We start from the raw sequence: 23,681 nt of genomic DNA, 5'->3' as shown, positions 1-23,681 counted from the left end.
CGGGACGCGCATTCTACCCGATGTAACGCGTGTTGTCGGCGATACCCGCCTCATCGAATCCTTGCGCGCGCAGAAGACAGGCATCGCAGTGCCCACAGGCGCGGCCTTCGGCATCGGCCTGATAGCAGCTGACCGTCTGTGCGAAGTCCACGCCCAGACGCACGCCCTCACGCACGATGTCTGCCTTGGTCATCGACATCAGCGGCGCCTGTACACGCAAACCGCCCTCTTCGACCCCGGTTTTGGTGGCGAGGTTGGCCAGCCGCTCAAAGGCCTCGATGAAAGCCGGACGGCAGTCGGGGTAGCCCGAGTAGTCCACGGCGTTGACGCCGCAGAAAATGTCCTTCGCCCCCAGCACTTCGGCCCAACCCAGCGCCACCGACAACATGATGGTATTGCGCGCCGGAACGTAGGTGCTGGGGATGTCGCCCGTACCGATCTTGTGGCCATCCTCGTCGGTTGGCACATCGATGACATCGGTCAGGGCGGAGCCGCCGATCGAGCGCAGATCGACATCGACCGTCTTGTGCTGCGTGGCACCGGTCATCACTGCGACGCGCTGGGCGGCAGCCAATTCCGATTGATGGCGCTGACCGTAGGCGACCGACAAGGCATAAACATCAAACCCCTCTGCACGCGCGATCGCTGCGACCACGGCCGAGTCCATGCCGCCGGAGACCAGTACTACCGCGCGCTTGCTCACTTCGCTCATCGCCCCTGCTCCTCGCCCCACAACTGTTTGTGCAGCTGCATCTGAAACTTCACCGGCAGACGGTCTTCGACGATCCAGTCGGCCAGCTCGCGCGGCGCGACTTGCGTATAGCTGGGGGAGAACAGCACATCGCAGCGATGGGCCAAACCATGCTCGGCAACAACATCCTTCGCCCAGTCGTAATCTTCACGCGAGCAGATCACGAACTTCACTTGGTCGTGTGGGGTCAGCAGCGGCAGGTTTTCCCAACGATTACGCGCGACTTCCAGCGACCCCGGCGTCTTGATGTCGACAACGCGACTGACGCGTACATCGACCTCGCTGATGTCGATCGCACCTGAGGTTTCCAGCGACACTTCGAAGCCGGCGTCACACAACTTGGACAACAACGTGATGCAACGCTTCTGCGCCAGCGGCTCGCCGCCCGTCACGCAGACGTGGCGCACGCCGTGGCTCTGGACCTCTTCGACGATAGCGTCGATGTCGCGCCACTCGCCCCCATGGAAGGCATAGGCGGTATCGCAATAACTGCAGCGCAGCGGGCAGCCGGTCAGGCGCACGAACACAGTCGGCCAGCCGGCCGCACGCGCCTCGCCCTGCAGCGAGCAAAAAATTTCGGTGATACGCAAGCGATCCGCCACCGGGGCGGATGTGTCGTCAATCAGATTCATGCGGCAATTTTACCGCGTTGCCTTCGGTCAGGACTTGGGCGGGCTCAGCCGTTGCTGGGCAGTGCGTGCGGCATCGCTGCCGGGGTACTGCTTGACCACGGCCTGCAAGGTCGCACGGCCCTCGGAGTTCTGCTTCATGCCCAGCTGCGACAGGCCCAGCTTCAGCATCCCGCCCGGGGTCTTGTCGTGGGCGGGGTAACGCTGCACAAGCTCTCGGAATTGTTCGGCGGCGAGCGGGTAGTTCTCGGTCACGTAGTAGCTTTCGCCCAGCCAGTAAAGCGCGTTCGGCGCGTAGGGGCCATTGGGGTAACGGGCAAGGAAATCACCGAATTGACGCGCGGAATCGGCGTACTGGGCCGCCTTGAGTGCGTTGAGAGCCGCGTCGTAGGCGGCCTTTTCGTCAGCGGTCGCAGGTACCGGCTTGCCGGGCGGGTTGGCTGCTGCGCCTGCGCCATCGGCAGGAGCCGCTTCGACCGGTGCATCGCCGGGCAGGTCCAGCACCGGTGGCGGCTGGCTGGCCGCCTCCAAGCGCTGGAGTCGGGCATCGACATCCAGATATTGCGTGCGCGCCGAGTTGGCGGCTTGCTCGGTCTGGTGCTGCTGCTCTTCCAGTTGCGCGCGCAAGCTGTTGACCTCCGCGCGCAAAGCTTCGATCTGCCTCAGCAGCTCAAGTGTTGGAGAAGGTGCATTTGCCTGCTGCTCTAGCGCGGCCACGCGGTCAGCCACACTTTGTCGACGCTGGGCCTCCGCGCCGGACGGCGACATCAAACCCAGGGCAAGCACGGGCAAGAGCAGGAGCGAATGCACTTTCATCGTATTGACCCTCAGGGCACCGTGTAGTTGAGGTCGGCGCGGCGGTTCTGCGACCAGCAAGCTTCACCGGCTTCACGGCACTGCGGACGCTCTTCGCCAAAGCTGACGACGGTGATCTGGCTGCTGGACGCACCCTGAGCCTGCAGGGCCTGGGCAACAGAATTACCACGGCGCTCGCCCAGCGCGAGGTTGTATTCCTGGCTGCCGCGCTCGTCCGTGTTGCCTTCCAGGGTCAGGCGCGCCATTGGGCGGTCACGCAGATACTTGGCGTGGCAGAGGATGGCGTTCTGCGATTCCGGCTTGACGTTATCGCTGTCTAGATCGAAGTAGAACGCACGGATGCGCAGGCAGCTGTCACGGTCCAGGTCGGCGGCGGTATAAGCGCCAGGTGCGGGGGTGTAAGGCGCGGGCTCACCCGTGCCGCTGGTGTTGGCACCGGTGTCGGTGGCGGGCGGCGGCGGGGTTTCCTTTACCTTCTTGGAGCAAGCGACGACGCTGGTGCACAGCATCGCGGCGAGAACGAGCTTGGGGATCGGATGCATCGGTTTCTCCTTTCGTCGAAATAGGTCGAGGTTTGGATCGATCAGCGAATCTGGCGATACGGCGACCATGACGGGTCGCGCACATCACCACCACCCGCAGGCAGGCGCTCGCGCACGCGGCCATCGGCGGAAACGACATACAGGCCGCCACGCGCGCCCTCACGGCCCGCGTAGACGACCATGCTGCCGTTCGGCGCAAAGCTGGGAGATTCATCCAGCGAGCCCGGCGAGAGCAGGCTCCAGCGCGCGCTGCCAAGGCTTGAGTCGATCAGGGCGACGCGGTAACTGTTACCACTACCTTGCACCACGGCGATCTTCTTGCCATCCGAAGACACGGTGGCATCGGCGTTGTAACCGCCGTCAAAGCTGATGCGGGTTGCGCCGCCACCATTGGGCGAGGCGCGGTAGATCTGCGGGCGACCACCGCGATCGGAGGTGAAGTAGAGCGAGCCACCATCGGCGCTCCAGGTCGCTGCCGTGTCGATGCCGGATTGATTGGTCACCTGGGTCAGCGACTTACTGCCCAGATCCATCACGTAGATCTCGGGGTTGCCGCTCTTGGACAAGGTCATCGCCAGGCGTCCGCCATCGGGCGAGAACGACGGCGCGCTGTTGATGCCGGCAAAGGCCGCGACGCGCTCGCGCTGACCACCGGCCAGGTCCTGCACATAAATGGCGGAATTGCCACTCTCGAAGCTGACATAAGCCAACTTGCGGCCATCCGGGCTCCAAGTCGGCGACATCAGTGGCGAATTGGAGCTGGCCACACTACGGGCACCATGGCCATCGGCATCGGCCACCATGATGTTGAACTTGGCGGATTTGCCCAGGCCCTGCACGCTGACATAGGCCACGCGGGTCCAGAATGCGCCGCGCACGCCGGTGACCTTCTCGTACACCTCGTCGGCGATCTGGTGGGCGATGTCGCGAAGCGCCGTGCCAGGACCGCTCTTGATCAAACCGATCAAGCGCTGCTGACGGGCGACATCAAACAATTCGTATTGGACAGTGAGGTCGCCGGTGACCCGACCGACCAAGAGGTAATCCTGCCCCAGCGTGCGCCAGAACGGATAGTTGACCTCGCCGGAGGCGGTCGGGCGCTCGGCCATGTCGCCTTCGGGCAAAGTACGGAATTGGCCAGAACGCGCCAAGTCAGCGCTGATGATCGAAGCCATCTCGCCGCCTTTGTCGCCACTGAAAGGCACCACGGCAATCGGGGTGGCGGCGTCGCGGCCACCCACCAGATCGACTTCGGCCTGTTGGGCGTGGGCCAAGCTGGAGAAACAAAGCGCCAAAAAGATGAACAGGATGCGTTTGAAAGAGGCAATGGCCATGCAGGTCGGGGGACAGTGGCAGTTGCAACAAGGTTAACGCGGGTCGGGCCTTTGGCTGAATAAGGAGTTCAGCCTATCGTCATGAAGCTCGCAGGCCAGACAAATCAAGCCGCGAAGTAGATCAACGCGACGGGTAGAAGTTCACCACGAAGTCGCGCAGACGCAGGTCCTCGTTGCCTTTCAGCGGCAATGGGCTGGCTTTCTTCACCGCGGCCTCGACCGTGCGCTGGTTGGCCTCGCTGTACGGACAGCCAGGCTGCACCTCGGCCGACAGCACCTCTCCCCCCGGCAACAGCTTGATACGGATGGGGCATTTCTGCCCACGCGGGATGTCATCCGGACGTCGCCATTGGCGTTCGATCTCCCCGGCGATCAAGGCCAGCCACTCGGCGCGGGTGTCCTTGCCCTGCCCTGCGCCCGTCGCGGGACCAGGGTTGGATGCGGCCGTGGCACCGGCACGGGCCTTGGCATCCGCCAATTGTTGCTCACGCTGTGCAGCGAGCGCCGCGGCGCGCTTCTTCTTGGCCTCGGCGTCCTGCTTGGCTTTGGCATCGGCATCCGCCCTCTGCTGCGCCGCCAGGCGCTTCTTCTCTTCGGCAGCTTGTTGCTGCTGTTCTTTCTGCAGCTCGATCTGGCGCTCGCGGCGCAGGGCTTCCTGTTCGCGCTCGCGGGTCTCTTTGCTGAGCGCATCGCGGCGGGCTTCGTCCTGGTCTCGGGTATCGGGCTTGGCCTGCGGCATCTCAGGCGCCGATTGCGGCGGTGTGGTCGCGTCCTGCGGCTCGGGCTCCGGCAAGGGCTGCGGCGGAGGTGGCACGACCTCCTCCTCCAACGCTTCCGGCAAGGCGGTGTCTTCTACCGGCGTTTCAGTTGGCGTCGGTGTTTCCAAACGGGATGCCAATGCATCCTGCATCTTCGCGGACAGACTGCCGGCATCGACCATTTCAGCTTCGACCGGCGGGCCGCCGCCTGCAGGTTCGGCGTTCTCGCGCGTCCAGCGCAAACCGATGAACACCAAGCCGAACAGCAACACGTGCAGCAGCACGGCCAACGCGAACGACTGCAGGTTGTCGGCGCGGGTTTCCTTCATCCGGCGGCACCTACCTCGGTGCGCCGCTGTTTGGCGCGCATCGCGATCATTTCGTCGGCGTGCTCATCAGGCCTGCACGCGCAACACCCGCATCGGTCTGCAAGGTGCTCAGCACATCGTAGACGGTCTGGTACGGCGCATTCGCATCGCCCGCCACGTAGACCGGCACGTTGGGACGCTGGCTAACGAAGGCTTTGACCTTCGCCACCATTTCATCACGCGTCACTTCGCGGTTGGCATCACCCTGCAGGGTCAGGAAGAGACGTCCGCCGCGATCCACGCTGACGATGACCGGGTCTTCCTTGCTCTGGATGGACTTGGCGGTGGATTGCGGCAAGTCGATATCCACGCCCAGGTTCAGCAGCGGCGCGGTGACCATGAAGATGATCAACAGCACCAGCATCACGTCGATGTAGGGCACGACGTTGATTTCGGCCTTGAGCTTGCGTTTCTTGTGGCGACGGCTGCTCATCGTCATCCGACCTCAGTCCGCCTGCGCCTGGCGCTGCAGGATGGAGGAGAACTCTTCGGAGAACGCGTCGTACTTCACGCTGACACGCTCCACTTTGGTCGCGTAGCGGTTGTACGCCCACACCGCAGGGATGGCGGCGAACAGGCCCATGGCGGTCGCGATCAAGGCTTCGGAAATACCCGGTGCGACCGTAGCGATGGTCGCTTCCTTCACGTTGGCCAGACCCTGGAACGAAATCATGATGCCCCACACGGTGCCGAACAGGCCGACGTAAGGGCTGATCGAACCGACGTTGGCCAGGAATTCGAGATTCTGCTCCAATCCATCAATCTCGCGCGAGGCCGTCGCACGCATCGCGCGCTGCGCGGCTTCCAGCTGCAGGCGGCCGTCTTCGGCCGCGCGGCGATTGCGCGATTTATGAAACTCGCGATAGCCCGCTTCGAAGATCGCCTCCATGCCGCCTTCCTGGCTGCGGCTGGCTGAGTCGTACAACTTGCCGAGCTCACTGCCCGACCAGAAGCGTTCCTCGAAGGAATCGGCTTCGCGTAGTGCGCGATCCAGCACTTTTTTCTTGCGGATGATGATGATCCACGAGGCGATCGATGCCAGCAGCAGCAGCACCATCACCAACTGCACCGGCAGGGAGGCATGCAACACCAGCTGCAGCATGTCGAGGTCGCCACCCGGGGCTTGCGCAGCAGCGGGCGCGGCGGTCTGCGCAGCAACTTCCACCGGTGCGGGGTCCAGCGATTGGGTGGTGACTTGCAAAACTGCGGTCGAAAGCGACATCCGGACTTCCTTCAGGGGGATTCGGGTTTGAGCCGTGCCAGCACGGCCTCGGGGATCGGCACCGGACGGAAGCGATCAGCGGACACGGCGGCGACTCGCACCTTCGCACCGACCAGCAACTCCTCGCCGCGACGCACTTCCTGCGTGATCACCAGACTGGCACCGCGGCATTGTGCAAGACACACGCTGACTGAAAGCCAATCATCCAGTCTGGCCGGCATGCGGAAGTCGATGTTCATCGATCGCACGACGAAGCAGAGATTGGCTTCGCGCAGCGCTTCCTGGCCAAAGCCAATGGCACGCATCCATTCGCTGCGGGCGCGCTCCATGAAGGCCAAATATTGCGCGTGATAAACCACACCGCCCGCATCGGTATCTTCCCAATACACGCGAACGGGGTGCTGGAAGTCGAAGGAATCAGTCATGTCGATGCTGCATCCGCTCAATTCACCTCGGGCTGATAGCGCATCCCGATGGATGCAGGCGCGGTAGGCACGAAGCCGTAGTGCGCGTAGAGATGCTGTGCCTCGCCATCGGCCAGAAGACTGACGAACCCAGATTCCGGCACGTTGGCGCGCAGCCAGTCACTGATCGCGGCCATGATTTGCTTACCCAGGCCCTGGCCTTGATACGCAGGCAACACCGCGATATCGACCACCTGGAAAAACAGCCCGCCATCGCCAATGACGCGGCCCATGCCGACGACGATTTCGCCATCGAATACCTGCACCGCAAACAGACTATTGGGCAGACCGATGGCCGCGGCTTCGGTGGTCTTCGGGCTGAGACCGGCCTCGCGGCGCAGATGGCGATAGGTGCCGATGTCAGCCGTGCGCGTGTGCAGAGTAAAACTCATGAGGATGATTCCTCGTCGAACAGGCTTGCCTCTCGTGATTTCGGCTTGAAGCCCATGTGCCGATACGCCTTGTGCGTGGCCATGCGCCCACGCGCGCTGCGCACGAGGAAGCCTTGTTGAATCAGATACGGTTCGATCACGTCTTCCAACGTGCCGCGCTCTTCCGAGAGCGCCGCGGCGAGGGATTCCACGCCCACCGGCCCGCCATCGAAATTCTCGATGATGAGGTGCAATAGGCGCCGGTCCAGATCATCAAAACCTTCCGGGTCCACCTTCAACATCTGCATGGCAGCGGAAGCGACTTCGCCATTGATCACGCCGCCGGCGCGCACCTGGGCGTAATCACGCACGCGACGCAGTAAACGATTGGCGATGCGCGGCGTTCCGCGTGCACGACGCGCGATCTCGGCCGCACCTTCGTCCACACATTGGATGCCAAGGATCTGCGCCGAACGTTTCACGATGTGCGCAAGTTCATCGGCACTGTAGAACTCCAGCCGTTGCACGATGCCGAAGCGGTCACGCAGCGGCGCGGTGAGCAAGCCCGCGCGCGTGGTGGCACCGACCAAGGTGAAGGGCGGCAGGTCCAGTTTGATGGAACGCGCGGCGGGGCCTTCGCCGATCATGATGTCGATCTGGAAGTCTTCCATCGCCGGGTACAGCACTTCCTCGACCACGGGCGAGAGGCGATGGATTTCGTCGATGAAGAGGACATCATGCGGCTGCAGATTGGTCAGCAGCGCGGCCAAGTCGCCCGCCCGCTCGATCACCGGCCCGCTGGTCACGCGCAGGCTGACCCCGAGCTCGTTGGCGATGACATGCGAGAGCGTCGTCTTGCCCAGGCCCGGCGGCCCGAAGATCAGCACATGATCCAGCGCCTCACTTCGACCTTTCGCCGCATCGATATAGATCTGCATCTGCTCCTTGACCGGCTGCTGGCCAAGGTAATCGGCCAGCCGCTTCGGACGCAGGCTGGCATCAACAGCATCGTCTTCGCGGGTGGCAACGGGCGCGATCAGGCGGTCTTCATCCATGCGGCTATGTTCGCATGTCGCCGCACCTGCGGGCATGGCCCGATGGTTCACGCCCGCGGCGATTACGCTGGACTGATAGCCTGCATAGCTCGACTTGCCAGCGCGAAGGAGTGCTTGCGCGCCTGCATGTCGAAGACGTTGCCGGCAAACATCACTTCATTCGGGCGATGGCGGTCGATGAAGGCAGCCAAGCCTTCGCGTAGATCCGCGGGATCGCCCACCACGCTGCAGGCCAGGGCCTCACTCACCATCGCCTTTTCGGCGGGTGTCCAAAATGCCTCGATGTCGTCGATAGGCGGCGGGACAAGGCCCGGCGCACCACGTCGCAGGCGCACAAAGGCCTGCTGTTGCGTCGTGAACAGGCGCTCGGCCTCGGCGCGACTGTCGGCACCGATCACGTTCAACGCCAGCATCGCATACGGCTGTTTGAGACGTGCGGATGGCTGGAAATCGCGGTGATACACAGCCAACGCTTCGCTGAGCGCCGCCGGCGCAAAGTGTGAGGCGAACGCATAAGGCAGACCCAGCGCCGCCGCCAGACGCGCACCGAACAGGCTGGAGCCCAATATCCACACCGGCACGTCCAGACCCGCACCGGGCACGGCTTGCACAGCCTGTCCGGGCTGCACGGGCTCGAAGTAATGCAGCAATTCCTGCACATCCTGCGGAAAAGCCTCAGCGCCTTCGTAGTATCGACGCAACGCGCGCGCCGTGGCTTGATCGGTACCCGGCGCGCGCCCCAGCCCCAGATCGATGCGGCCGGGGTGCAGCGATGCCAGGGTGCCGAACTGCTCGGCGACTTGCAGCGGCGCCGAGTTGGGCAACATCACCCCACCCGCACCCACGCGAATCGTGGACGTGCCACTGGCGATATGTCCAATCAGAACCGCGGTGGCTGCACTGGCGATGCCCGGCATGTTGTGATGCTCGGCCAGCCAGTAGCGGGTGTAACCCAGCGCTTCGGCATGCTGTGCCAGCTCGAGTGAGTTGGCGAATGCCTGCGCGGGCGTACTGCCTTCGGTGACCGGGGCTAGATCGAGCAAGGAAAAGGGGATGCTATTCATCCCCTACAGATGATGCCGAAGGCACCCGGATTCAAGCGCAACGGCCCCGGTATTCACCCCGGGGCTAGATCTGTACCTGAGTGCCCAGCTCCACGATGCGGTTGCCGGGAATCCGGAAGAACCCCGTCGCTGGTGCTGCATTGCGGTGCATCAGTGCAAACAATTTGTCTCGCCACACTGGCATGTTGCGATGTGCGCTGGCCACGATGGTCTCGCGGCTAGCGAAATAGGTGGTTTCCATCGGATCGATGCAAATTTCGCTGCAGTCCGCTGCCTGCATCAAGGCCTGCGGCACATCGGGCTGCTCCATGAAACCGAACTTGATCACCACGCGATAAAAATTATCGCCGATGGTGGTGATCTTCAGTCGCTCGGCCTTCGGTGCATACGGGATTTTGAGCGAGTCCACGGTCAGGAAGACATTGCGTTCGTGCAGCACCTTGTTGTGCTTGAGGTTATGCATCAACGCATGCGGCACCACGCCTTTGTCGGCGGTCAGGAAGATGGCTGTGCCCGGCACGCGCACAGGTGGCGACAGCATCAAGCCATCAAGGAACGTTTCCAGCTGGATGCCTTGGTTTTGTACGGCTTCATGCAGCAATTCGCGGCCGCGACGCCAGGTCCGCATCATCGTGAACGCCGTGATGCCGATGAACAGCGGCACCCACGCACCAATGCCGGAGAACAGCTTGGCACCGTTGGCGATGAGGAACGCCATGTCGATGAAGAAGAACATCACGCACAATGGCAACACCCACTTGCGTGCGTCCGGCCAACGCGTGTACGCGACGACAGCAAGCAGCAAAGTATCGATGAGCATCGTGCCCGTCACCGACAAGCCATAAGCCGTGGCGAGGTTGGTGGAGCTGCGGAAGACCAGCACCAGCACGATGACGGCCGCCAGCAACATCCAGTTGATCGACGGCACATAGATCTGGCCGATGGTGTCGCGCGAGGTGTGGCGTATCTGCAGACGCGGCAAATAACCCAGCTGGATCGCTTGACGTGTCACCGAGAACGCGCCGGTGATCACCGCTTGCGATGCCACGGTGGCGGCCAAGGTCGCCAGCACCAGTAGCGGGATCTGCAGCGAATCCGGTGCGGCCATGTAGAAGGGGTTCTCCACCGCGCGCGGATTTTCCAGCAGCACCGCGCCTTGGCCAAAATAGTTCAGCACCAGCGCCGGCAATACGAAGCCAAACCACGCCCAGCGGATCGGCTTCTTGCCGAAGTGACCCATGTCGGCATACAGCGCTTCACCACCCGTCACCGTCAGCACCACCGCGCCGAGGATCAGCAGCGCGTGCCAGCCATGGTCCAGAAAGAAACGAATCGCCCAGTACGGACTGAGGGCGCGCAGCACGATGGGATTGTCGATGATGTTGTAGATGCCCAAGCCCGCCAGCACCAGGAACCACACGATCATCAGCGGCCCGAAGATCTTGCCAACCTTTTCCGTACCAAAGCGCTGGAAGGCAAACAGCCCGACCAGGATGACCAGACTGATCGGCACCACCCAATTGGCAAGGCTGGAAGACACAACGGTGAGACCTTCCACGGCGCCCAGCACCGTAATCGGCGGCGTGATCATGCCGTCGCCGAAGAACAGCGCCGCCCCGAAGATGCCGAGGATGCCGACGATATAACTCAGCCGCGACCCTTTCTTCAGGCTGCGCTGCGCCAGCGCGGTGAGTGCCATGATGCCGCCCTCACCCTCGTTGTCGGCGCGCATGATGACGATGACGTACTTGAGCGTCACCACCAGCAGCAGCGACCAGAAGCCCAGCGAGAGCAGGCCCTTCACCGTCGCCGCATCGGTCGGGTCCAGACCGAAGTGCGGATGGAACATTTCCTTGATGGTGTAGAGCGGACTGGTACCGATGTCGCCAAACACCACACCGACGGCACCCGCGACCAACGCGGCCAGGCCGGCGGAACCATGGCCATGCCCGTGTCCGCCCTCCGGGTGTGAGGACGACGAACCGGTTTCGGAAGCTGAACTCATTGGGGGTCCCCCAGTGCCAAGCCGCGCATGGTACGCCTCTACCGAAGCGCTTGCTGCAAGGCCTTGCGGATGATGGATTCGGGTGAGTCGCCCTCGGCCGCTACCTTCTTGGCCATGCGCTCGGCTTCGGCCGGTTTGTAGCCCAATTGCTGCAGGGCGATGATCGCCTCTGACAACGGATCCAGGCGCTGGCCGGGCTGCGGCGCGGTGACGCCGCCGGCCAGATCGGCCGCCCGGTCACGCAATTCCACGACCATCCTTTCGGCGGTCTTCTTGCCGATACCAGGGATGCGGGTGAGCGCGGTCACGTCCGAAGTCTGCACCAGTCGCGCGAACTCATCCACCGACACGCCCGACAACACCGCCAGCGCGATCTTCGCGCCGATGCCGCTGACCTTTTGCACGTCGCGGAACAGGCGGCGCTCGGCCTCGCTCAGGAAACCGTACAGCGACACGCTGTCTTCCTTCTGCGCGTAATGCGTGAACAGCGATACCTCGCGCCCCACGTCAGGCAAGTCATAGAAGGTGCTCATCGGCGCCTCCAGCTCGTAACCGACCCCGTGCACGTCAATCACCAGCCACGGCGGCTGTTTGTGGATGAGCGTGCCTTTCAACCGTCCGATCATGCCTATCTCCTGCCCCACGCCTGTCGCACGCCTACGCCCAGCCGCGCAGCGCTCGCGCGCACATGCGCATGCGTGATCGCGACGGCCAGGGCATCGGCGGCATCCGCCTGCAATTTGCCTTTCAGGTTCAACATCACGCCCACCATGTGCTGCACCTGCGCCTTGTCCGCGCCGCCCTTGCCTACCAACGCGAGCTTCACTTCTTTTGCTGCGTATTCCGCCACCTTCAAGTCACGCGCCACGCACGCAGCGATCGCCGCGCCGCGCGCCTGCCCCAGCTTCAACGCACTCATCGCGTTGTTGGACAGGAACACTTGTTCGATGGCGACTTCGTCGGGTTTGTGTTCTTCGATCAGCGCCCATAGACCATCCAACAGCAAGCGCAGGCGCTGCGGAAAATCCTCCGCCTTCATCAGCGACAGCGGTGCATGGTGGATGTGCACCATGCGGCCATCCGGCGCGACATCAATTACACCCACGCCTGTTCGCTGCGAGCCAGGATCGATGCCGAGGATGCGGACGGTGGACAACGTCTCGCTCAGGCCGGCAGCTCGGCGTTGCTGTACACCGCCTGCACGTCGTCGAGTTCGTTGAGGCGATCAAGCAGCTTCTGCACCTGCTCGGCGGTCTCGCCCTCGACGGCAATGTCGTTGTCGGCGCGCATCGTGACTTCGGCAAAACCCGGCGCAAGATTGGCCGCTTCCATCGCCGCCTTCACGTCGCCAAAATTTTCCGGCGCTGTGATCACGTCGATGGCGCCATCGTCATACACCACGACATCCTCCGCGCCAGCGTCGATGGCCGCTTCGGTAATCGCGTCTTCGTCGGCACCCGCGTCGTAACTCAACACGCCGAGCTTCTTGAACATGAAGGCGACCGAGCCTTCCGCACCCATGTTGCCGCCGTGCTTGCCGAACGCGTGGCGCACTTCGGCCACGGTGCGCACGCGGTTGTCGGTCAGGCAGTCGGCGATCACCGCGACGCCGCCCGGCGCATAGCCTTCGTAACGGATTTCCTCATATTCGACGCCTTCCAGCTCGCCCGTCGCCTTCTTGATCGCCCGCTCGATGACATCCTTGGTCATATTGACCGACAGACCCTTGTCCACGGCGCTGCGCAGGCGTGGATTGCTTGAAGGGTCGCCCCCCCCGGTGCGCGCCGCGACGGAGATCTCGCGAATGATCTTGGTGAAAATCTTGCCGCGCTGGGCATCGACCGCATTCTTGCGGGCTTCGATCGAAGGACCACGTCCCATGGTGTGTGTCGTGTCTGGCTGGAAAGTGCTGATTTTACGCGATGCTGGCCTCGGCCACTGCCTCACCGACCCCGTGGTCGAAGCGCCCGCTTCGCAGGAAAGCGACAGCCTGATCCACCGCGGCATCTGAAAAAATCAGGCCGGTATGGCTCGCGGGCAGCACGATATGGTCTGTCAAACCCTCCAGCCGAGTCTCGGACACCGCCACCGTGCCATCGTGGTCATCACTGAAATGCGCCAGTACGCCGCCGAGACCCCGACGGCGACTACCCGCGATAACGCCAACGTCGACATCCTCCGGCAGATGGCCCGCACCAGCCAACAACATCGGCACATGCTGGCCCAGCAGGCGACGGCCAGCCGGAAATCGCTGGATCACGCCGTTCGCCGCGCCGCTGCCTGCCAATGGCGTGCCAAGACAGACAATGCGGCCGATGTCAGTCGCAGCCACGCGTCTGGCCGCCTCCAACGCCATCAGCCCGCCCAGGCTATGTGCGACGACATGGCTGCCTGGCGCAGCTTGCAAGGCCTTCACCACCCGCCCGATCGCATGCTCGCTGTCCTCCAGCACGCTGTAATAGCCCAGTGTGCGCGCATCGAAACCGCGGCTCTTCAGGCGCGTGGCAAGCCAACGCATCGCCGGTGCATGCATCCACAGGCCATGGAGGAGGAGGACGTGGCCTTCGATTGGTCGTTGTTTCCGCATGCGTATATCTTGACGCATAGCCAATGCAACGCATGTATTCGATGTTGCATCTGGTTTGCCGCAGGCCAGTGCCGACGATACCTTCCTACTCATCCAGCGAAGCGAACCTGCCCGATGACCTCTCCCACATCACTGCCCACGTCAGCCGGACGCTTCAATGGTGGCCTGCGCAGACTTGGCCTTTCACTCTTCGCTTGCCTCTTCGCGCCTTGCGCATTCGCAGCACCGCAACAAGCAGCCCCGAGCCCCGCCTCTCTAAATGACGGCCCTTATATCTTCAACGAACAAGGCAAGCTGCAAGCGGCGTGGCTATGCGATGGCGAGGTGATCAGTGAAACCGTTGTCCGCCAGCAAACGCTGCCGCCACGCTGTGCCTATCCATACCCAATCAACATCCCGGCTTTCGCGACATCCGATGCCATGCCTTATCGCGGCCAGCGCATCATCGCGATATCCGACATCCATGGCCAATTCGGGCTGATGGTGCGCCTGCTGCAGGCGAATGGCGTCATCGACGAGCAAGGCCGATGGAAAGCGGGGGATGCACGCTTGGTGATCACCGGCGATGTGTTCGATCGTGGGCCGCAAGTCACCGAAGCCGTCTGGTTGCTGTTGCAACTGCAAGGCCAGGCACGCCAGGTCGGCGGCGAGGTGCATTACCTCTTGGGCAACCACGAGACGATGGTGCTGTCAGGCGATGTTCGCTACGTGAATCCCAAATATGTCGATGTCGCCAAACGTCTTAAACGCAGCGTCAATGGCTTGTATGCAAAAGACACGGTGATCGGCGAATGGCTGTACCTGCGCCCGGTGATGCTGAAATTAGGCGACACGGTGTTCCTGCATGGTGGGATTTCACCGGAAAATCTTGAGCTTGCACTCGACATGGATGGCACGAATGCGGGCTATCGCGCATCGCTTGGCAAACCAAAAGAAGAAGTGCGTGCCGACCCGGTGACTGCACGCCTGTATGACGGCAAACGCAGCCCCATCTGGTATCGCGGCTATCTGGATGGCCAACTCAAGCCCGAGGAAGTCCGCGACCTGACCGACAGACTCGGTATCGCGCGCATCGTCGTCGGTCACACCACGCAGAAGCAGGTCGGCAGCTTCCACGGTGGGCGCGTGATCGCCATCGAGAACGACATCAAGGCCGGTGAATCCGGTGAGCTGCTCTTCATCGAGGACGGCAAACTGAGCCGCGGCCTGCTGGATGGCAATCGTGCGCCCCTGGTCGAGCATCCGGGCGCACCCGAACCCGACTAAGCCTGGTCAATCGACAAGTGATTTCTTGAAGATGAATTCCAGGTCGCGTGCTTCGCCGACCGGATAGAAATATTCACCCGCTTTTTCATACCCATGTCGCGCATAGAAACGTTGTGCGCCCGGGTTTTCGCTCCACACGCCAATCCAGATTGCGGCCGGGCCGTTGCGACGCATCCAGTCTTCGGCCTCAGCAAACAACTTCGCGCCCCAACCGCCGTTCTGCAGCGAACGACGCAGGTAAAGGCGCTTCAATTCCATATCACCAGGCTGCACATCCTCGTGCGGCAAACCGCAGGGGCCGGCGAAGGCATAGCCTTGGACGTCGCCCGCTTCACCCTCTAGAAGCCACGCGACTGCGCCCTGCTCTTCCAGGGCGTCACGGTATTTTTCCGCGGCATAGCTGAAGTCCAGATGCCAAGCGAGATCTTCGGGTTTGTAGAGATGCCCGAACGTTTCGACAAAGGTGTCGCGCGAGATAGCCGACAATGCATCGGCATCACTCGCACTTGCGCGACGGATCCGTAGCGACATCAATCCTTCGCCTTTGTCTCGCGCACTTGCACGTGCACCTCGGCCAACTGCGCGTCCGGGATCGGCGACGGTGCACCGGTCATCAAACACTGCGCGCCCGTGGTCTTCGGGAAGGCGATGACGTCGCGGATCGACTCGGTGCCGGCCATCAATGCCGCGATGCGGTCGATGCCGAATGCGATACCGCCATGCGGCGGCGCACCGTACTTCAACGCGTCCAGCAGAAAGCCGAACTTGCCTTCCGCTTCTTCCGCACCGATGCCGAGCAACTCAAACACCGCGCTCTGCATCGCCGAATTGTGGATGCGAATCGAACCGCCACCGATCTCGTTACCATTCAGCACCATGTCGTAACCGCGCGACACGGCCGTCTTCGCATTCGCGCGCAGGTCGTCGATGCTGTCAACGGCCGGGGCAGTGAAGGGATGATGCAAGGCGACGAAGCGCCCCTCTTCCTCATCCCATTCGAACATCGGGAAGTCGGTGATCCACAGCGGCGCCCAGCCGTCGGCGATCAGATTGAAGTCCTTGCCGGCCTTCAGACGCAGCGCGCCCATGAAGTCGGAGACCTTGTTGTAAGCACCCGCGCCAAAGAACGCGATGTCGCCATTGCGCACGCCCACGGCATCAAGCAGCGCAACGAAGGATTCTTCCGAGAAGAATTTGGCGATGGGGGAATTCACCACGCCTTGCTCGTCCAGCTTGACGTAAGCCAAGCCCTTCGCGCCGTACTTGGCGGCGTGGGCGGCATATTCGTCGATCTGCTTGCGGCTGAGCGAAGCGCCGCCCGGGATGCGCAGCGCCGCGACACGGCCATCCGGGTCATTGGCGGCGGCCGTGAACACGGTGAATTCGCTGTCCTTCACCAGCTCGGCGACATCCATCAACTCCAGCGCGATGCGCAGGTCGGGCTTGTCGGAACCATAACGACGCATCGCCTCGGCATAGGTCATGCGTGGGAATTCCGCGGCCAGCTCGACATCGACCACGTCACGGAAGATGTCGCGGATCATGTCCTCGACCGTGTCCTGCACGTCGCGCTCGCCGACCCAGGCAAACTCCATGTCGAGCTGGGTGAATTCCAGCTGGCGGTCCGCGCGCAAGGCTTCATCGCGGAAGCAGCGCGCGATCTGGTAGTAGCGATCGAAGCCCGCCATCATCAGGATCTGCTTGAACAGCTGCGGGCTCTGCGGCAATGCATAGAACTCGCCCTCGTGCATGCGCGCCGGCACCAGGAAGTCTCGTGCACCCTCCGGCGTCGCCTTGGTGAGGATGGGCGTCTCAATGTCCTGGAAGCCGCGCGCATCCAGCCAATGGCGCAGGGCGCTGACCAGCTTGGTGCGGGTGCGCATCTTGCGCTGCATGTCGGGGCTGCGCAGGTCCAGATAACGGTACTTGAGGCGTGTGTCCTCGCCTGGGTTCTCATGGTGATGGAAGGGCAGCGGCTCGGCCTTGTTCAGCACCTCGATCTTCTCGGCCAATACTTCCACCTTGCCGGTGCGGATCTTGTCGTTCACAGCCTGACGCGCACGCACCGTACCGGTCACTTGCACGCAGCTCTCCAGCGCCAACTCCTTGGCGATCTGGAACAACTCGCCCATGTCCGAATCCACGACGATCTGCGCCACGCCTTCATGGTCGCGCAGGTCGGTGAACACTGTGTGGCTCTGGACGCGGTTGGTATTGACCCATCCGCAAAGGGTGACGGTCTGGCCGATCAGGGACTCGTCGATCAGGCCGCAGAATTGGGTACGCATGGGGGCTCCGGTGGCAATCAGACCGGCTTGAGCCGGCTAGCCGTCCATTTTAGCCCGAGCCCTGCCCTCAGGCCCCATCGTCGCTTGCTTGCGGGGCCTTACGGGCTAGGCGTCGGCTGATGGCCAATCCGCCGCTCGGTGGGGGCCGATGCATTTCGCACCCAAACGGGAAGCCCTCTACCGCAACACCACATTCAAAGGCTGCGCCGGTTGCGTTGTTTTCCTGCCGCACCGTCCGTTGGTGGCCCGTACTGTCGGTCACCGGCTGATCCTCAGCTTGCAGCAGCACCCTTTGGCTTGGCGTCCAAATTCGTCGCGCTATCCGCACTCTTCTTCGCGCCTTCCCCGCCTTCTCCGGCCAGGTTGCGCTTCTTGTCGCCGTCCTTTTTGAAGTCGGTCTCGTACCAGCCGCCGCCCGCCAGGCGGAACGACGGCGCAGTCAGCTGCCGGCGTATTTGCCCGCTGACCCCACATTCAGGGCAGGTGTCAGGGTCTGCATCGGACAGTTTCTGCAGGCGGTCGAAGCTGTGCCCACAGGCATCGCAAACAAAGGCATATATCGGCATGGTGAATCCGGTTGGCGCGTTGAGCGACTATTCTGGGGCTGACAGGCTCAGTTTCAAGCATCGCGGGGCATAAACCGTCATGCGCCAGCTGGATTGGGGTGCGCTGCGCGCCCGGTGGTTGGTCGCGCGCGCGATCCTGGCAGCCGCCTTCCTCGGCTTATTGATGCTGATGGCATTGTTCGACTCGACCAAACTGCTTCAGGCGACGTGAACATTCACGGCAGTAATCTGCCATCCATCCGTTGAATCGAAAGGAATCGACATGCCTGCCCCGACTCGTTCCGTGATTGCCGCTGCCGTCATCTCCCTCGGCCTGATAGGCGCTGGCTGGTTCGCCTCCCAAGGCATGACCAAGCTCCGCACCGCTGATCGTTACGTGACGGTCAAGGGCTCGGCCGAGAAGATCGTGGATGCCGACCTGGTGGTGTGGCCGCTCTCTCAGACTGTAGGCGGCAATGAACTGGGTATGGTGCAGATGCAATTGGATGCCAATACCAAAGCCATACGCGACTTTCTTACCGGCGCGGGCTTCAAGGACGACGAGATCGTGGTCAGTCCTCCGCGACTGGAAGATCGCTGGACGTATGCCTATGGCGACAATCGTCCGCCGGAGCGTTACCGCTATTCCAACAGCGTCACTTTGCGCACGAGCCGGGTCAAGGAGGCGCTGGCAGCACTGCGTCGCAGTGGCGATATCGTTGCCAAGGGCGTGATGCTCAATACCGAGGAAGGCGGCGGCCCCGACTTCGATTACACCCAGCTCAACGAAGTGAAGCCTGCATTGATCGCCGAAGCCACCGCCAACGCACGCAAATCCGCCGAGCAGTTCGCCAAGGATTCAGGCGCACGCATCGGCGGTATCCGAAGCGCCAATCAGGGCATCATCAGCATCGAAAACCGCGATGCCGGTAGCCCGCAAATCAAGAAGATCCGCGTGGTGACCACAGTTGAGTATTTCTTGAAGGATTGACCCCGCTCACCAACCCCAGGGCGTGGGCGGCGGACTAACTGGTCGAGTCAGATCAAATTCCACCTTGAACAAGCGTCCATTCGGGCGCGCAAGTTCATAAACAAACGTTCGCGGATGAATTTCCATCGCCCAAGTGTTCTCCACTGAAGCATTGAGCCCGCCACGCTTGAACATGGCGATGGACTCCGCATCAACGGGAAACTCCTGACGCTCCGGGCCACCGATGCCGCGCGAGTCGCCGCCATACATCGTCATGTCATCGGGGCTTCCGTCTTCGTGGCGATGATCATGCTTGAGACGCAAACCACTGGATGTGCGCGTCAATATCCATGTACGCGAACGATCTTCTCCCACGTGGAATGGAATCTCAATGCGCCCCATCGGCGCATCGCAGCCACGCACGTGCATAACCAATCGCTTGCCTTCGAAGGCGTCAGGCGTTGTGGGCTTAGGCTCATTGGCGATGATGCGGCCTTCATATGCTTTGCCGCAGTGCATGGCGATCCGGGCCATGAAAGCATCCACGGGCGGGGCACTCTCGGTGGGCGTGGATGCACAAGCTGCAAGGCCGATGAACGACGTGGCGATGACTGCGATTCTTGAAGTGTCCATCACTGCACCCTAGCCCCTCGGCGTTGCCGCGGCAAATCGCCTTCCTCGCTGCGCATCAGCCACGCTTCTGAGGCCGGAACGAGAGTCGCGACGCAGCGCGCAGTCCAATCGGGCGTAGCTCAGGCATCGTACAACGCAAGCAGTTCTGCTTCCGCCGTCGCCAACTCTTCACGCAATTGCATCTGGGTACGGCCAAGATCGGCGATGCGATCAGCATCCGAGTACACCGCCGGGTCAGCCATCTGTGCATCGCACTCCGCCAGCTTTTCTTCCAGGCGGGCGACGCGCGCCTCGGCCTTTTCCAACTTGTGCGGATTGATCTTGTTAGACGACTTTTTCAAGGCAGACGGCGCGGCGACGGGCTCAACCACTGTTTTCGCCGGGGCCTTGGCCGTCTTGTCTTCGCCCGGCGCAGGGCGCGAACGCAGCCACGCGGCGTAGTCATCCAGATCGCCGTTGAAAGGCTCGACCACGCCATCGTGCACACGCCAGTACTCGTCACTGACCAAGCCGATCAAGTGGCGATCATGGCTGACCATGACAATCGCACCCTCGAAATCGGACAAAGCTTCTGCCAAGGCTTCGCGCATGTCGAGATCAAGATGGTTGGTCGGCTCATCAAGCAACAACAGGTTCGGTTTGCGCCAGGCGATCAAGGCCAGTGCGAGGCGCGCTTTTTCACCACCCGAGAAATTGTCGATCGGCTCGAACGCGCGATCACCCGCGAATTGCCAGCGGCCTAGAAAATTGCGGAAGTCGAGCGTTGCGGTATTTGGCGAGAGTTCTTTCAAATGGTCGATGGGCGATGTGCCCGCAACCAGCGACTCCACGGTGTGTTGTGCGAAGTAGCCGATAACCAGATCCGGGTGCGCGACGCGCTCGCCTGCCATCGGCTCCAGCTCGCCGACCAGGGTCTTCACCAACGTCGACTTGCCTGCGCCGTTCGGGCCCAATAGACCAATGCGATCACCTGCTTCCAGTCCGAAGCCGACATCGCTCAAGATCTTCGCACCTTCGCCGTAGCCGGCATCGACATGGCGTAGCGAGAGCAAGGTATTCGGCATGCGCGCAGGTACGGGCAGATCGATGTGCACACCGCGTTCTACGCGCACGGCTTCGGTACCCGCCAATTTCGCCAGGCGCTTCATGCGTGACTGCGCCTGCTTGGCCTTGCTCGCCTTGGCCTTGAAACGATCGATGAACTTCTGCAAATGCGCACGCTCTACTTGCTCCTTCTCATGCGCAATTTGCTGCTGGCGCAGGTGCTCGGCGCGCTGGCGTTCGAACGCTGTGTAATTGCCGACGTACAACTTCGCCTTGCCATCGTGCAGATGCAGGATATGAGTGGTGACGTTGTCGAGGAATTCGCGGTCGTGACTGATGACGAGCAAAGTGCCGTCGTAACGGCGGAGCCAATCCTCCAGCCAGACGACGGCATCGAGATCCAAGTGGTTGGTCGGTTCGTCGAGCAGCAACAGATCACTCGGCGTCATCAACGCCCGCGCCACGTTCAAGCGCACACGCCAACCACCGGAGAAATCCGCAACCGGTGTGTCGTGCGTATCGGCGGGAAAGCCCAGGCCGTGCAGCAATTTGCCGGCACGCGCCTCGGCGTCGTAGCCATTCAACTCCGCCAGATTGTGATGCGCTTCGGCGACAGCTTCCCAGTCCTCCGCGGCCATCGCATCGCGTTCTGCGCGCACGGCCGAATGCAGGACATCATCGCCTGAGAGCACGAAGTCGAGCGCAGGATCGGGCAGATGCGGCGTTTCTTGTGCGACGCTCGCAATGCGCGCCTTGCCGGGCAGGTCCAGATCGCCCTTGTCCGGTTCAACATCGCCCAGGAGCGCTGCAAACAAGGAGGTCTTGCCGGCACCATTGCGGCCGACCACGCCCACGCGATAGCCGGCATGCAAGGCCAGGTCGACATCGGACAACAAGAGACGTTCGCCACGCCTCAAAGCGAAATTGCGGAAGGAAATCATTCGACTATTGTAAATGGGGCGGCATCCCTGCCGCCCACGCCCACTTCCATCCGTGGGTTTACTGCCCTGGTTTTATTGACCCGGCTGCCAACGCAGCGACAGCAGCCAGGTGCGACCGGCCTGGTTGTACCAACGCGCGGTTTCGTACTGACGGTCGAATACGTTGGCAACCATCAGCTGCAAACGCCATGCATCGCTCATCCGCAGCCCTGCACGCAGATCGGTGGTGGCATAGCCGCCCATGCGCACGCGATTGGCCGGGTCATCGAAACGCGCGCTATTGCCGTTCACGCTGGCACCCAGGCTGTAGCGACCGAAGTCACGATCCGCGTCAATGCGCGCCATCCGCTTGGGGCGACGATTGAGCTGCTTGCCGTCGAGCGAACCCGGCGTTTCATTGCGCGGATCGATGAAGCTGGCGGTCGCATTGACATCCCAGCCCGCGATATCAAGACCCAACATGGCTTCCAGGCCGCGCACGCGCGCCAACTGCACGTTGTCGGGCATGCCGTAAGGACTGCTGGGCGAAGTCAACATGGGGTTGTAAACGATGAGGTCTCGCAAGCGGTTCTGATAGCCACGCAGCGACCATTCGCCCCAGCCATGACGGCCTTCGACGCCGAGCTCGATGCTGCGTGAACGCTCCGGACGCAGATTCGGATTGCTGAAACCGGGGTAATACAAATCATTAAAGGTCGGGGCGCGGAAGGCGGTGCCGTAGGACGCCGTCAGACGCAGTGCCTCGGTGAAATCCCAGCCCCAGGCCGCGTTGCCGGTGGTCGCACCGCCAAATTGGCTGTTGTCCTCGCGACGCAGGCCGGTCTGGAAATGCTGGTTACCGGACTGCGTACGCCACTGACCAAAAAGCGCCCGGCTGATGCGGTGATCAACATCGAATACGGTCGTGCCTTCCACTTCATCGCGCTGCCAATCGAAGCCCACGCTCAAGAGGTTGGTGTCACCGCCGATGTCCGCCTGCAAGCTGGCGGTATCACGTTGCGTGGTAATCCGACCAGACTGCATGCCGGTGCTACCCACGATGCTGCGTGAATCATCATCATTGCGGCCGGCGTTGAGATGCAGCGCAAAGGTCTCGCTCGGCGCATATCGCACATGCGCGCCAGCGACCTGCTGGACGTTTTCGTTTTCGTTAGCCCAGCCGCCATCGAACTCGTTCTTGCCTTCAGCACGAAGCAGGCGTGCATCAGCCTGCCATTGCTGATTGAAATCGATGCCGCCAGCCAAGCGCACGGAATCATTACGATAGCCATCGCGATCCGGCTCTATGGTGCCGCAACCAGCGAAGGTCACCGGATCGCCATTGCAGGCATTGAAGCCACGGATTTCTTCGTGGGCAACGCCCGCCGAATACCAGCCACGCGCGGTGCGACCACGTATGCCAGCATCGGCCTTGTAGGTGTGCTCACTACCGATGGCCACGCCAAATTCAGGATGCACGCCCGGCTCACCGGCGCCGCGCGTGAATATCTGGATGACGCCGCCAACAGCCTCCGAGCCGTACAGCGACGACAACGGACCGCGCACGATTTCAACGCGCTCGATCTGCGACACCGGAATATCCCACACTGCCGCCATACCGTTGGTTGGCGAACCGATCTTGACACCATCGACCAAGACCAGCACTTGACCGGGGCTCGTGCCACGCAGGAACAGGCCGGAGACCTTGCCCGCACCGCCCTGGTTGTAGATGGCAAGACCGGTTTGTCCGCGCAACAAATCTTGCAGTGATGCTGGCTGCAGGCGCTCGATCTCTTCGCGTTCGATGACGGTGCGTGCTGCCAAGGTGTCCGGGCCACGCTCGCTGCGCGTACCGGTGACGACGACACGGTCGAGCGATTGGGCCGACGCATCTTGTGCGATGGCGATGGATGCGAACGCGTGCGAGATCGCCACGGCGAGCGCGGCCTGGGTGAGGATGGAGCGAGCTGACATCGTGTAACTCCTGCTTCCGCGCCCTACCGCGCGGATATGGCTTCGGGAAAGACGTGCAGGAGACAGCGAACGAAG

General features: G+C 62.2%; 26 protein-coding genes. 3 read left to right on the top strand and 23 right to left on the bottom strand.

Features of this window, described 5'->3' with window-relative positions; genetic code table 11:
* Positions 1-13 precede the first annotated feature (13 nt).
* The 17 genes from queC to BW989_RS01055 all read right to left on the bottom strand — a co-directional run bounded on the left by queC (position 14) and on the right by BW989_RS01055 (position 13,966).
* Positions 14-712, bottom strand: coding sequence for a 7-cyano-7-deazaguanine synthase QueC (gene queC / locus BW989_RS01135; protein WP_076584673.1), 699 nt, complete (start codon positions 710-712; stop codon positions 14-16).
* The gene (gene queE, locus BW989_RS01130; protein ID WP_076584672.1) at positions 709-1,383 is read right to left on the bottom strand and encodes a 7-carboxy-7-deazaguanine synthase QueE; all 675 of its coding nucleotides are present in this window, start codon (positions 1,381-1,383) and stop codon (positions 709-711) included. Before queE ends, queC begins: the two co-directional genes overlap by 4 nt.
* Positions 1,384-1,410: 27 nt before the next feature.
* Positions 1,411-2,196, bottom strand: a complete 786-nt coding sequence (gene ybgF / locus BW989_RS01125) for a tol-pal system protein YbgF (RefSeq protein WP_076584671.1) — start codon at positions 2,194-2,196, stop codon at positions 1,411-1,413.
* 11 nt (positions 2,197-2,207) lie between these two features.
* Entirely contained in the window at positions 2,208-2,738 is a 531-nt protein-coding gene (gene pal / locus BW989_RS01120; protein ID WP_076584670.1) for a peptidoglycan-associated lipoprotein Pal, read from the bottom strand.
* A gap of 41 nt (positions 2,739-2,779) precedes the next feature.
* Entirely contained in the window at positions 2,780-4,072 is a 1,293-nt protein-coding gene (gene tolB, locus BW989_RS01115) for a Tol-Pal system beta propeller repeat protein TolB (protein WP_076584669.1), read from the bottom strand.
* Positions 4,073-4,193: 121 nt separating this feature from the next.
* The gene (tolA, locus tag BW989_RS01110) at positions 4,194-5,159 is read right to left on the bottom strand and encodes a cell envelope integrity protein TolA (RefSeq protein WP_076584668.1); all 966 of its coding nucleotides are present in this window, start codon (positions 5,157-5,159) and stop codon (positions 4,194-4,196) included.
* A gap of 46 nt (positions 5,160-5,205) precedes the next feature.
* Positions 5,206-5,637: a protein TolR gene (gene tolR / locus BW989_RS01105; protein WP_083688090.1), complete on the bottom strand. Its 432-nt coding sequence runs from the start codon at positions 5,635-5,637 to the stop codon at positions 5,206-5,208.
* Between the two features lie 6 nt (positions 5,638-5,643).
* Positions 5,644-6,420, bottom strand: a complete 777-nt coding sequence (gene tolQ / locus BW989_RS01100) for a protein TolQ (protein WP_076584667.1) — start codon at positions 6,418-6,420, stop codon at positions 5,644-5,646.
* Between the two features lie 11 nt (positions 6,421-6,431).
* Positions 6,432-6,845, bottom strand: coding sequence for a tol-pal system-associated acyl-CoA thioesterase (ybgC, locus tag BW989_RS01095; RefSeq protein WP_076584666.1), 414 nt, complete (start codon positions 6,843-6,845; stop codon positions 6,432-6,434).
* A gap of 17 nt (positions 6,846-6,862) precedes the next feature.
* The gene (locus BW989_RS01090; RefSeq protein WP_076584665.1) at positions 6,863-7,276 is read right to left on the bottom strand and encodes a GNAT family N-acetyltransferase; all 414 of its coding nucleotides are present in this window, start codon (positions 7,274-7,276) and stop codon (positions 6,863-6,865) included.
* Entirely contained in the window at positions 7,273-8,310 is a 1,038-nt protein-coding gene (gene ruvB / locus BW989_RS01085) for a Holliday junction branch migration DNA helicase RuvB (RefSeq protein WP_076584664.1), read from the bottom strand. Before ruvB ends, BW989_RS01090 begins: the two co-directional genes overlap by 4 nt.
* A 62-nt stretch (positions 8,311-8,372) precedes the next feature.
* Complete coding sequence (locus BW989_RS01080) at positions 8,373-9,374, bottom strand: LLM class flavin-dependent oxidoreductase (RefSeq protein WP_076584663.1); 1,002 nt, start codon at positions 9,372-9,374, stop codon at positions 8,373-8,375.
* A 64-nt stretch (positions 9,375-9,438) separates the two neighbouring features.
* Positions 9,439-11,379 (bottom strand): potassium transporter Kup, encoded by a 1,941-nt coding sequence (locus BW989_RS01075; RefSeq protein WP_076584662.1) that lies wholly within the window; start codon positions 11,377-11,379, stop codon positions 9,439-9,441.
* A gap of 38 nt (positions 11,380-11,417) precedes the next feature.
* The gene (ruvA, locus tag BW989_RS01070) at positions 11,418-12,005 is read right to left on the bottom strand and encodes a Holliday junction branch migration protein RuvA (protein ID WP_076584661.1); all 588 of its coding nucleotides are present in this window, start codon (positions 12,003-12,005) and stop codon (positions 11,418-11,420) included.
* A gap of 2 nt (positions 12,006-12,007) precedes the next feature.
* On the bottom strand, positions 12,008-12,535 hold the full coding sequence (gene ruvC / locus BW989_RS01065; protein ID WP_076584660.1) for a crossover junction endodeoxyribonuclease RuvC: 528 nt from the start codon (positions 12,533-12,535) through the stop codon (positions 12,008-12,010).
* An 8-nt stretch (positions 12,536-12,543) separates the two neighbouring features.
* Positions 12,544-13,260: a YebC/PmpR family DNA-binding transcriptional regulator gene (locus BW989_RS01060; RefSeq protein WP_076584659.1), complete on the bottom strand. Its 717-nt coding sequence runs from the start codon at positions 13,258-13,260 to the stop codon at positions 12,544-12,546.
* A gap of 34 nt (positions 13,261-13,294) precedes the next feature.
* Positions 13,295-13,966: an esterase/lipase family protein gene (locus BW989_RS01055; protein ID WP_076585231.1), complete on the bottom strand. Its 672-nt coding sequence runs from the start codon at positions 13,964-13,966 to the stop codon at positions 13,295-13,297.
* A gap of 114 nt (positions 13,967-14,080) precedes the next feature.
* On the opposite strand from BW989_RS01055, the gene BW989_RS01050 reads away from it, so the two are divergent.
* Positions 14,081-15,232 carry a metallophosphoesterase gene (locus tag BW989_RS01050; RefSeq protein WP_076584658.1) on the top strand — a complete coding sequence of 384 codons (1,152 nt, stop codon included), beginning with the start codon at positions 14,081-14,083 and terminating at the stop codon, positions 15,230-15,232.
* Between the two features lie 6 nt (positions 15,233-15,238).
* Here the strand turns inward: BW989_RS01050 and BW989_RS01045 are convergent, their stop codons facing one another.
* From BW989_RS01045 to BW989_RS01035, 3 genes are all read right to left on the bottom strand, one after another.
* Positions 15,239-15,763, bottom strand: coding sequence for a GNAT family N-acetyltransferase (locus BW989_RS01045; protein WP_076584657.1), 525 nt, complete (start codon positions 15,761-15,763; stop codon positions 15,239-15,241).
* Positions 15,763-17,520 (bottom strand): aspartate--tRNA ligase, encoded by a 1,758-nt coding sequence (gene aspS, locus BW989_RS01040; protein WP_076584656.1) that lies wholly within the window; start codon positions 17,518-17,520, stop codon positions 15,763-15,765. The genes BW989_RS01045 and aspS overlap by 1 nt, the downstream gene beginning before the upstream one ends.
* Before the next feature lie 272 nt (positions 17,521-17,792).
* Positions 17,793-18,086 (bottom strand): FmdB family zinc ribbon protein, encoded by a 294-nt coding sequence (locus BW989_RS01035; protein ID WP_076584655.1) that lies wholly within the window; start codon positions 18,084-18,086, stop codon positions 17,793-17,795.
* A gap of 79 nt (positions 18,087-18,165) precedes the next feature.
* Here BW989_RS01035 and BW989_RS12865 point away from each other — a divergent pair, with 79 nt between their 5' ends.
* The gene (locus BW989_RS12865; RefSeq protein WP_278245846.1) at positions 18,166-18,297 is read left to right on the top strand and encodes a hypothetical protein; all 132 of its coding nucleotides are present in this window, start codon (positions 18,166-18,168) and stop codon (positions 18,295-18,297) included.
* A gap of 51 nt (positions 18,298-18,348) precedes the next feature.
* Positions 18,349-19,056, top strand: a complete 708-nt coding sequence (locus BW989_RS01030) for an SIMPL domain-containing protein (protein WP_076584654.1) — start codon at positions 18,349-18,351, stop codon at positions 19,054-19,056.
* Positions 19,057-19,062: 6 nt separating this feature from the next.
* Here BW989_RS01030 and BW989_RS01025 read toward each other — a convergent pair whose 3' ends face one another.
* The 3 genes from BW989_RS01025 to btuB form a co-directional block, all read right to left on the bottom strand.
* Complete coding sequence (locus tag BW989_RS01025; protein WP_425476630.1) at positions 19,063-19,569, bottom strand: hypothetical protein; 507 nt, start codon at positions 19,567-19,569, stop codon at positions 19,063-19,065.
* Between the two features lie 218 nt (positions 19,570-19,787).
* A complete protein-coding gene (locus BW989_RS01020) occupies positions 19,788-21,653 on the bottom strand; it encodes an ABC-F family ATP-binding cassette domain-containing protein (protein ID WP_076584652.1) in 1,866 nt (621 codons plus the stop codon).
* A gap of 72 nt (positions 21,654-21,725) precedes the next feature.
* Complete coding sequence (gene btuB, locus BW989_RS01015) at positions 21,726-23,606, bottom strand: TonB-dependent vitamin B12 receptor (RefSeq protein WP_076584651.1); 1,881 nt, start codon at positions 23,604-23,606, stop codon at positions 21,726-21,728.
* Between the last annotated feature and the right edge of the window lie 75 nt (positions 23,607-23,681).

This window comes from Solilutibacter tolerans (assembly GCF_900155935.1).
Taxonomy (GTDB): Bacteria; Pseudomonadota; Gammaproteobacteria; order Xanthomonadales; family Xanthomonadaceae; genus Solilutibacter; species Solilutibacter tolerans.
Note: the sequence above shows the minus strand (reverse complement) of the source record. Positions and strands in the feature narration are given on the sequence as shown.

Excerpts from the sequence above, each read along its gene's own strand:
- tolQ (WP_076584667.1), bottom strand. The coding sequence starts at position 6,420 with ATGTCGCTTTCGACCGCAGTTTTGCAAGTCACCACCCAATCGCTGGAC.
- aspS (WP_076584656.1), bottom strand. The coding sequence starts at position 17,520 with ATGCGTACCCAATTCTGCGGCCTGATCGACGAGTCCCTGATCGGCCAG.
- BW989_RS01030 (WP_076584654.1), top strand. The coding sequence starts at position 18,349 with ATGCCTGCCCCGACTCGTTCCGTGATTGCCGCTGCCGTCATCTCCCTC.
- BW989_RS01035 (WP_076584655.1), bottom strand. The coding sequence starts at position 18,086 with ATGCCGATATATGCCTTTGTTTGCGATGCCTGTGGGCACAGCTTCGAC.
- BW989_RS01050 (WP_076584658.1), top strand. The coding sequence starts at position 14,081 with ATGACCTCTCCCACATCACTGCCCACGTCAGCCGGACGCTTCAATGGT.
- BW989_RS01020 (WP_076584652.1), bottom strand. The coding sequence starts at position 21,653 with ATGATTTCCTTCCGCAATTTCGCTTTGAGGCGTGGCGAACGTCTCTTG.
- ruvB (WP_076584664.1), bottom strand. The coding sequence starts at position 8,310 with ATGGATGAAGACCGCCTGATCGCGCCCGTTGCCACCCGCGAAGACGAT.
- pal (WP_076584670.1), bottom strand. The coding sequence starts at position 2,738 with ATGCATCCGATCCCCAAGCTCGTTCTCGCCGCGATGCTGTGCACCAGC.
- tolR (WP_083688090.1), bottom strand. The coding sequence starts at position 5,637 with ATGACGATGAGCAGCCGTCGCCACAAGAAACGCAAGCTCAAGGCCGAA.
- queE (WP_076584672.1), bottom strand. The coding sequence starts at position 1,383 with ATGAATCTGATTGACGACACATCCGCCCCGGTGGCGGATCGCTTGCGT.
- BW989_RS12865 (WP_278245846.1), top strand. The coding sequence starts at position 18,166 with ATGCGCCAGCTGGATTGGGGTGCGCTGCGCGCCCGGTGGTTGGTCGCG.
- tolB (WP_076584669.1), bottom strand. The coding sequence starts at position 4,072 with ATGGCCATTGCCTCTTTCAAACGCATCCTGTTCATCTTTTTGGCGCTT.
- BW989_RS01045 (WP_076584657.1), bottom strand. The coding sequence starts at position 15,763 with ATGTCGCTACGGATCCGTCGCGCAAGTGCGAGTGATGCCGATGCATTG.
- BW989_RS01060 (WP_076584659.1), bottom strand. The coding sequence starts at position 13,260 with ATGGGACGTGGTCCTTCGATCGAAGCCCGCAAGAATGCGGTCGATGCC.
- queC (WP_076584673.1), bottom strand. The coding sequence starts at position 712 with ATGAGCGAAGTGAGCAAGCGCGCGGTAGTACTGGTCTCCGGCGGCATG.
- BW989_RS01075 (WP_076584662.1), bottom strand. The coding sequence starts at position 11,379 with ATGAGTTCAGCTTCCGAAACCGGTTCGTCGTCCTCACACCCGGAGGGC.
- ybgF (WP_076584671.1), bottom strand. The coding sequence starts at position 2,196 with ATGAAAGTGCATTCGCTCCTGCTCTTGCCCGTGCTTGCCCTGGGTTTG.
- BW989_RS01025 (WP_425476630.1), bottom strand. The coding sequence starts at position 19,569 with ATGGCCCGGATCGCCATGCACTGCGGCAAAGCATATGAAGGCCGCATC.
- BW989_RS01090 (WP_076584665.1), bottom strand. The coding sequence starts at position 7,276 with ATGAGTTTTACTCTGCACACGCGCACGGCTGACATCGGCACCTATCGC.
- ruvA (WP_076584661.1), bottom strand. The coding sequence starts at position 12,005 with ATGATCGGACGGTTGAAAGGCACGCTCATCCACAAACAGCCGCCGTGG.
- BW989_RS01055 (WP_076585231.1), bottom strand. The coding sequence starts at position 13,966 with ATGCGGAAACAACGACCAATCGAAGGCCACGTCCTCCTCCTCCATGGC.
- btuB (WP_076584651.1), bottom strand. The coding sequence starts at position 23,606 with ATGTCAGCTCGCTCCATCCTCACCCAGGCCGCGCTCGCCGTGGCGATC.
- tolA (WP_076584668.1), bottom strand. The coding sequence starts at position 5,159 with ATGAAGGAAACCCGCGCCGACAACCTGCAGTCGTTCGCGTTGGCCGTG.
- BW989_RS01080 (WP_076584663.1), bottom strand. The coding sequence starts at position 9,374 with ATGAATAGCATCCCCTTTTCCTTGCTCGATCTAGCCCCGGTCACCGAA.
- ybgC (WP_076584666.1), bottom strand. The coding sequence starts at position 6,845 with ATGACTGATTCCTTCGACTTCCAGCACCCCGTTCGCGTGTATTGGGAA.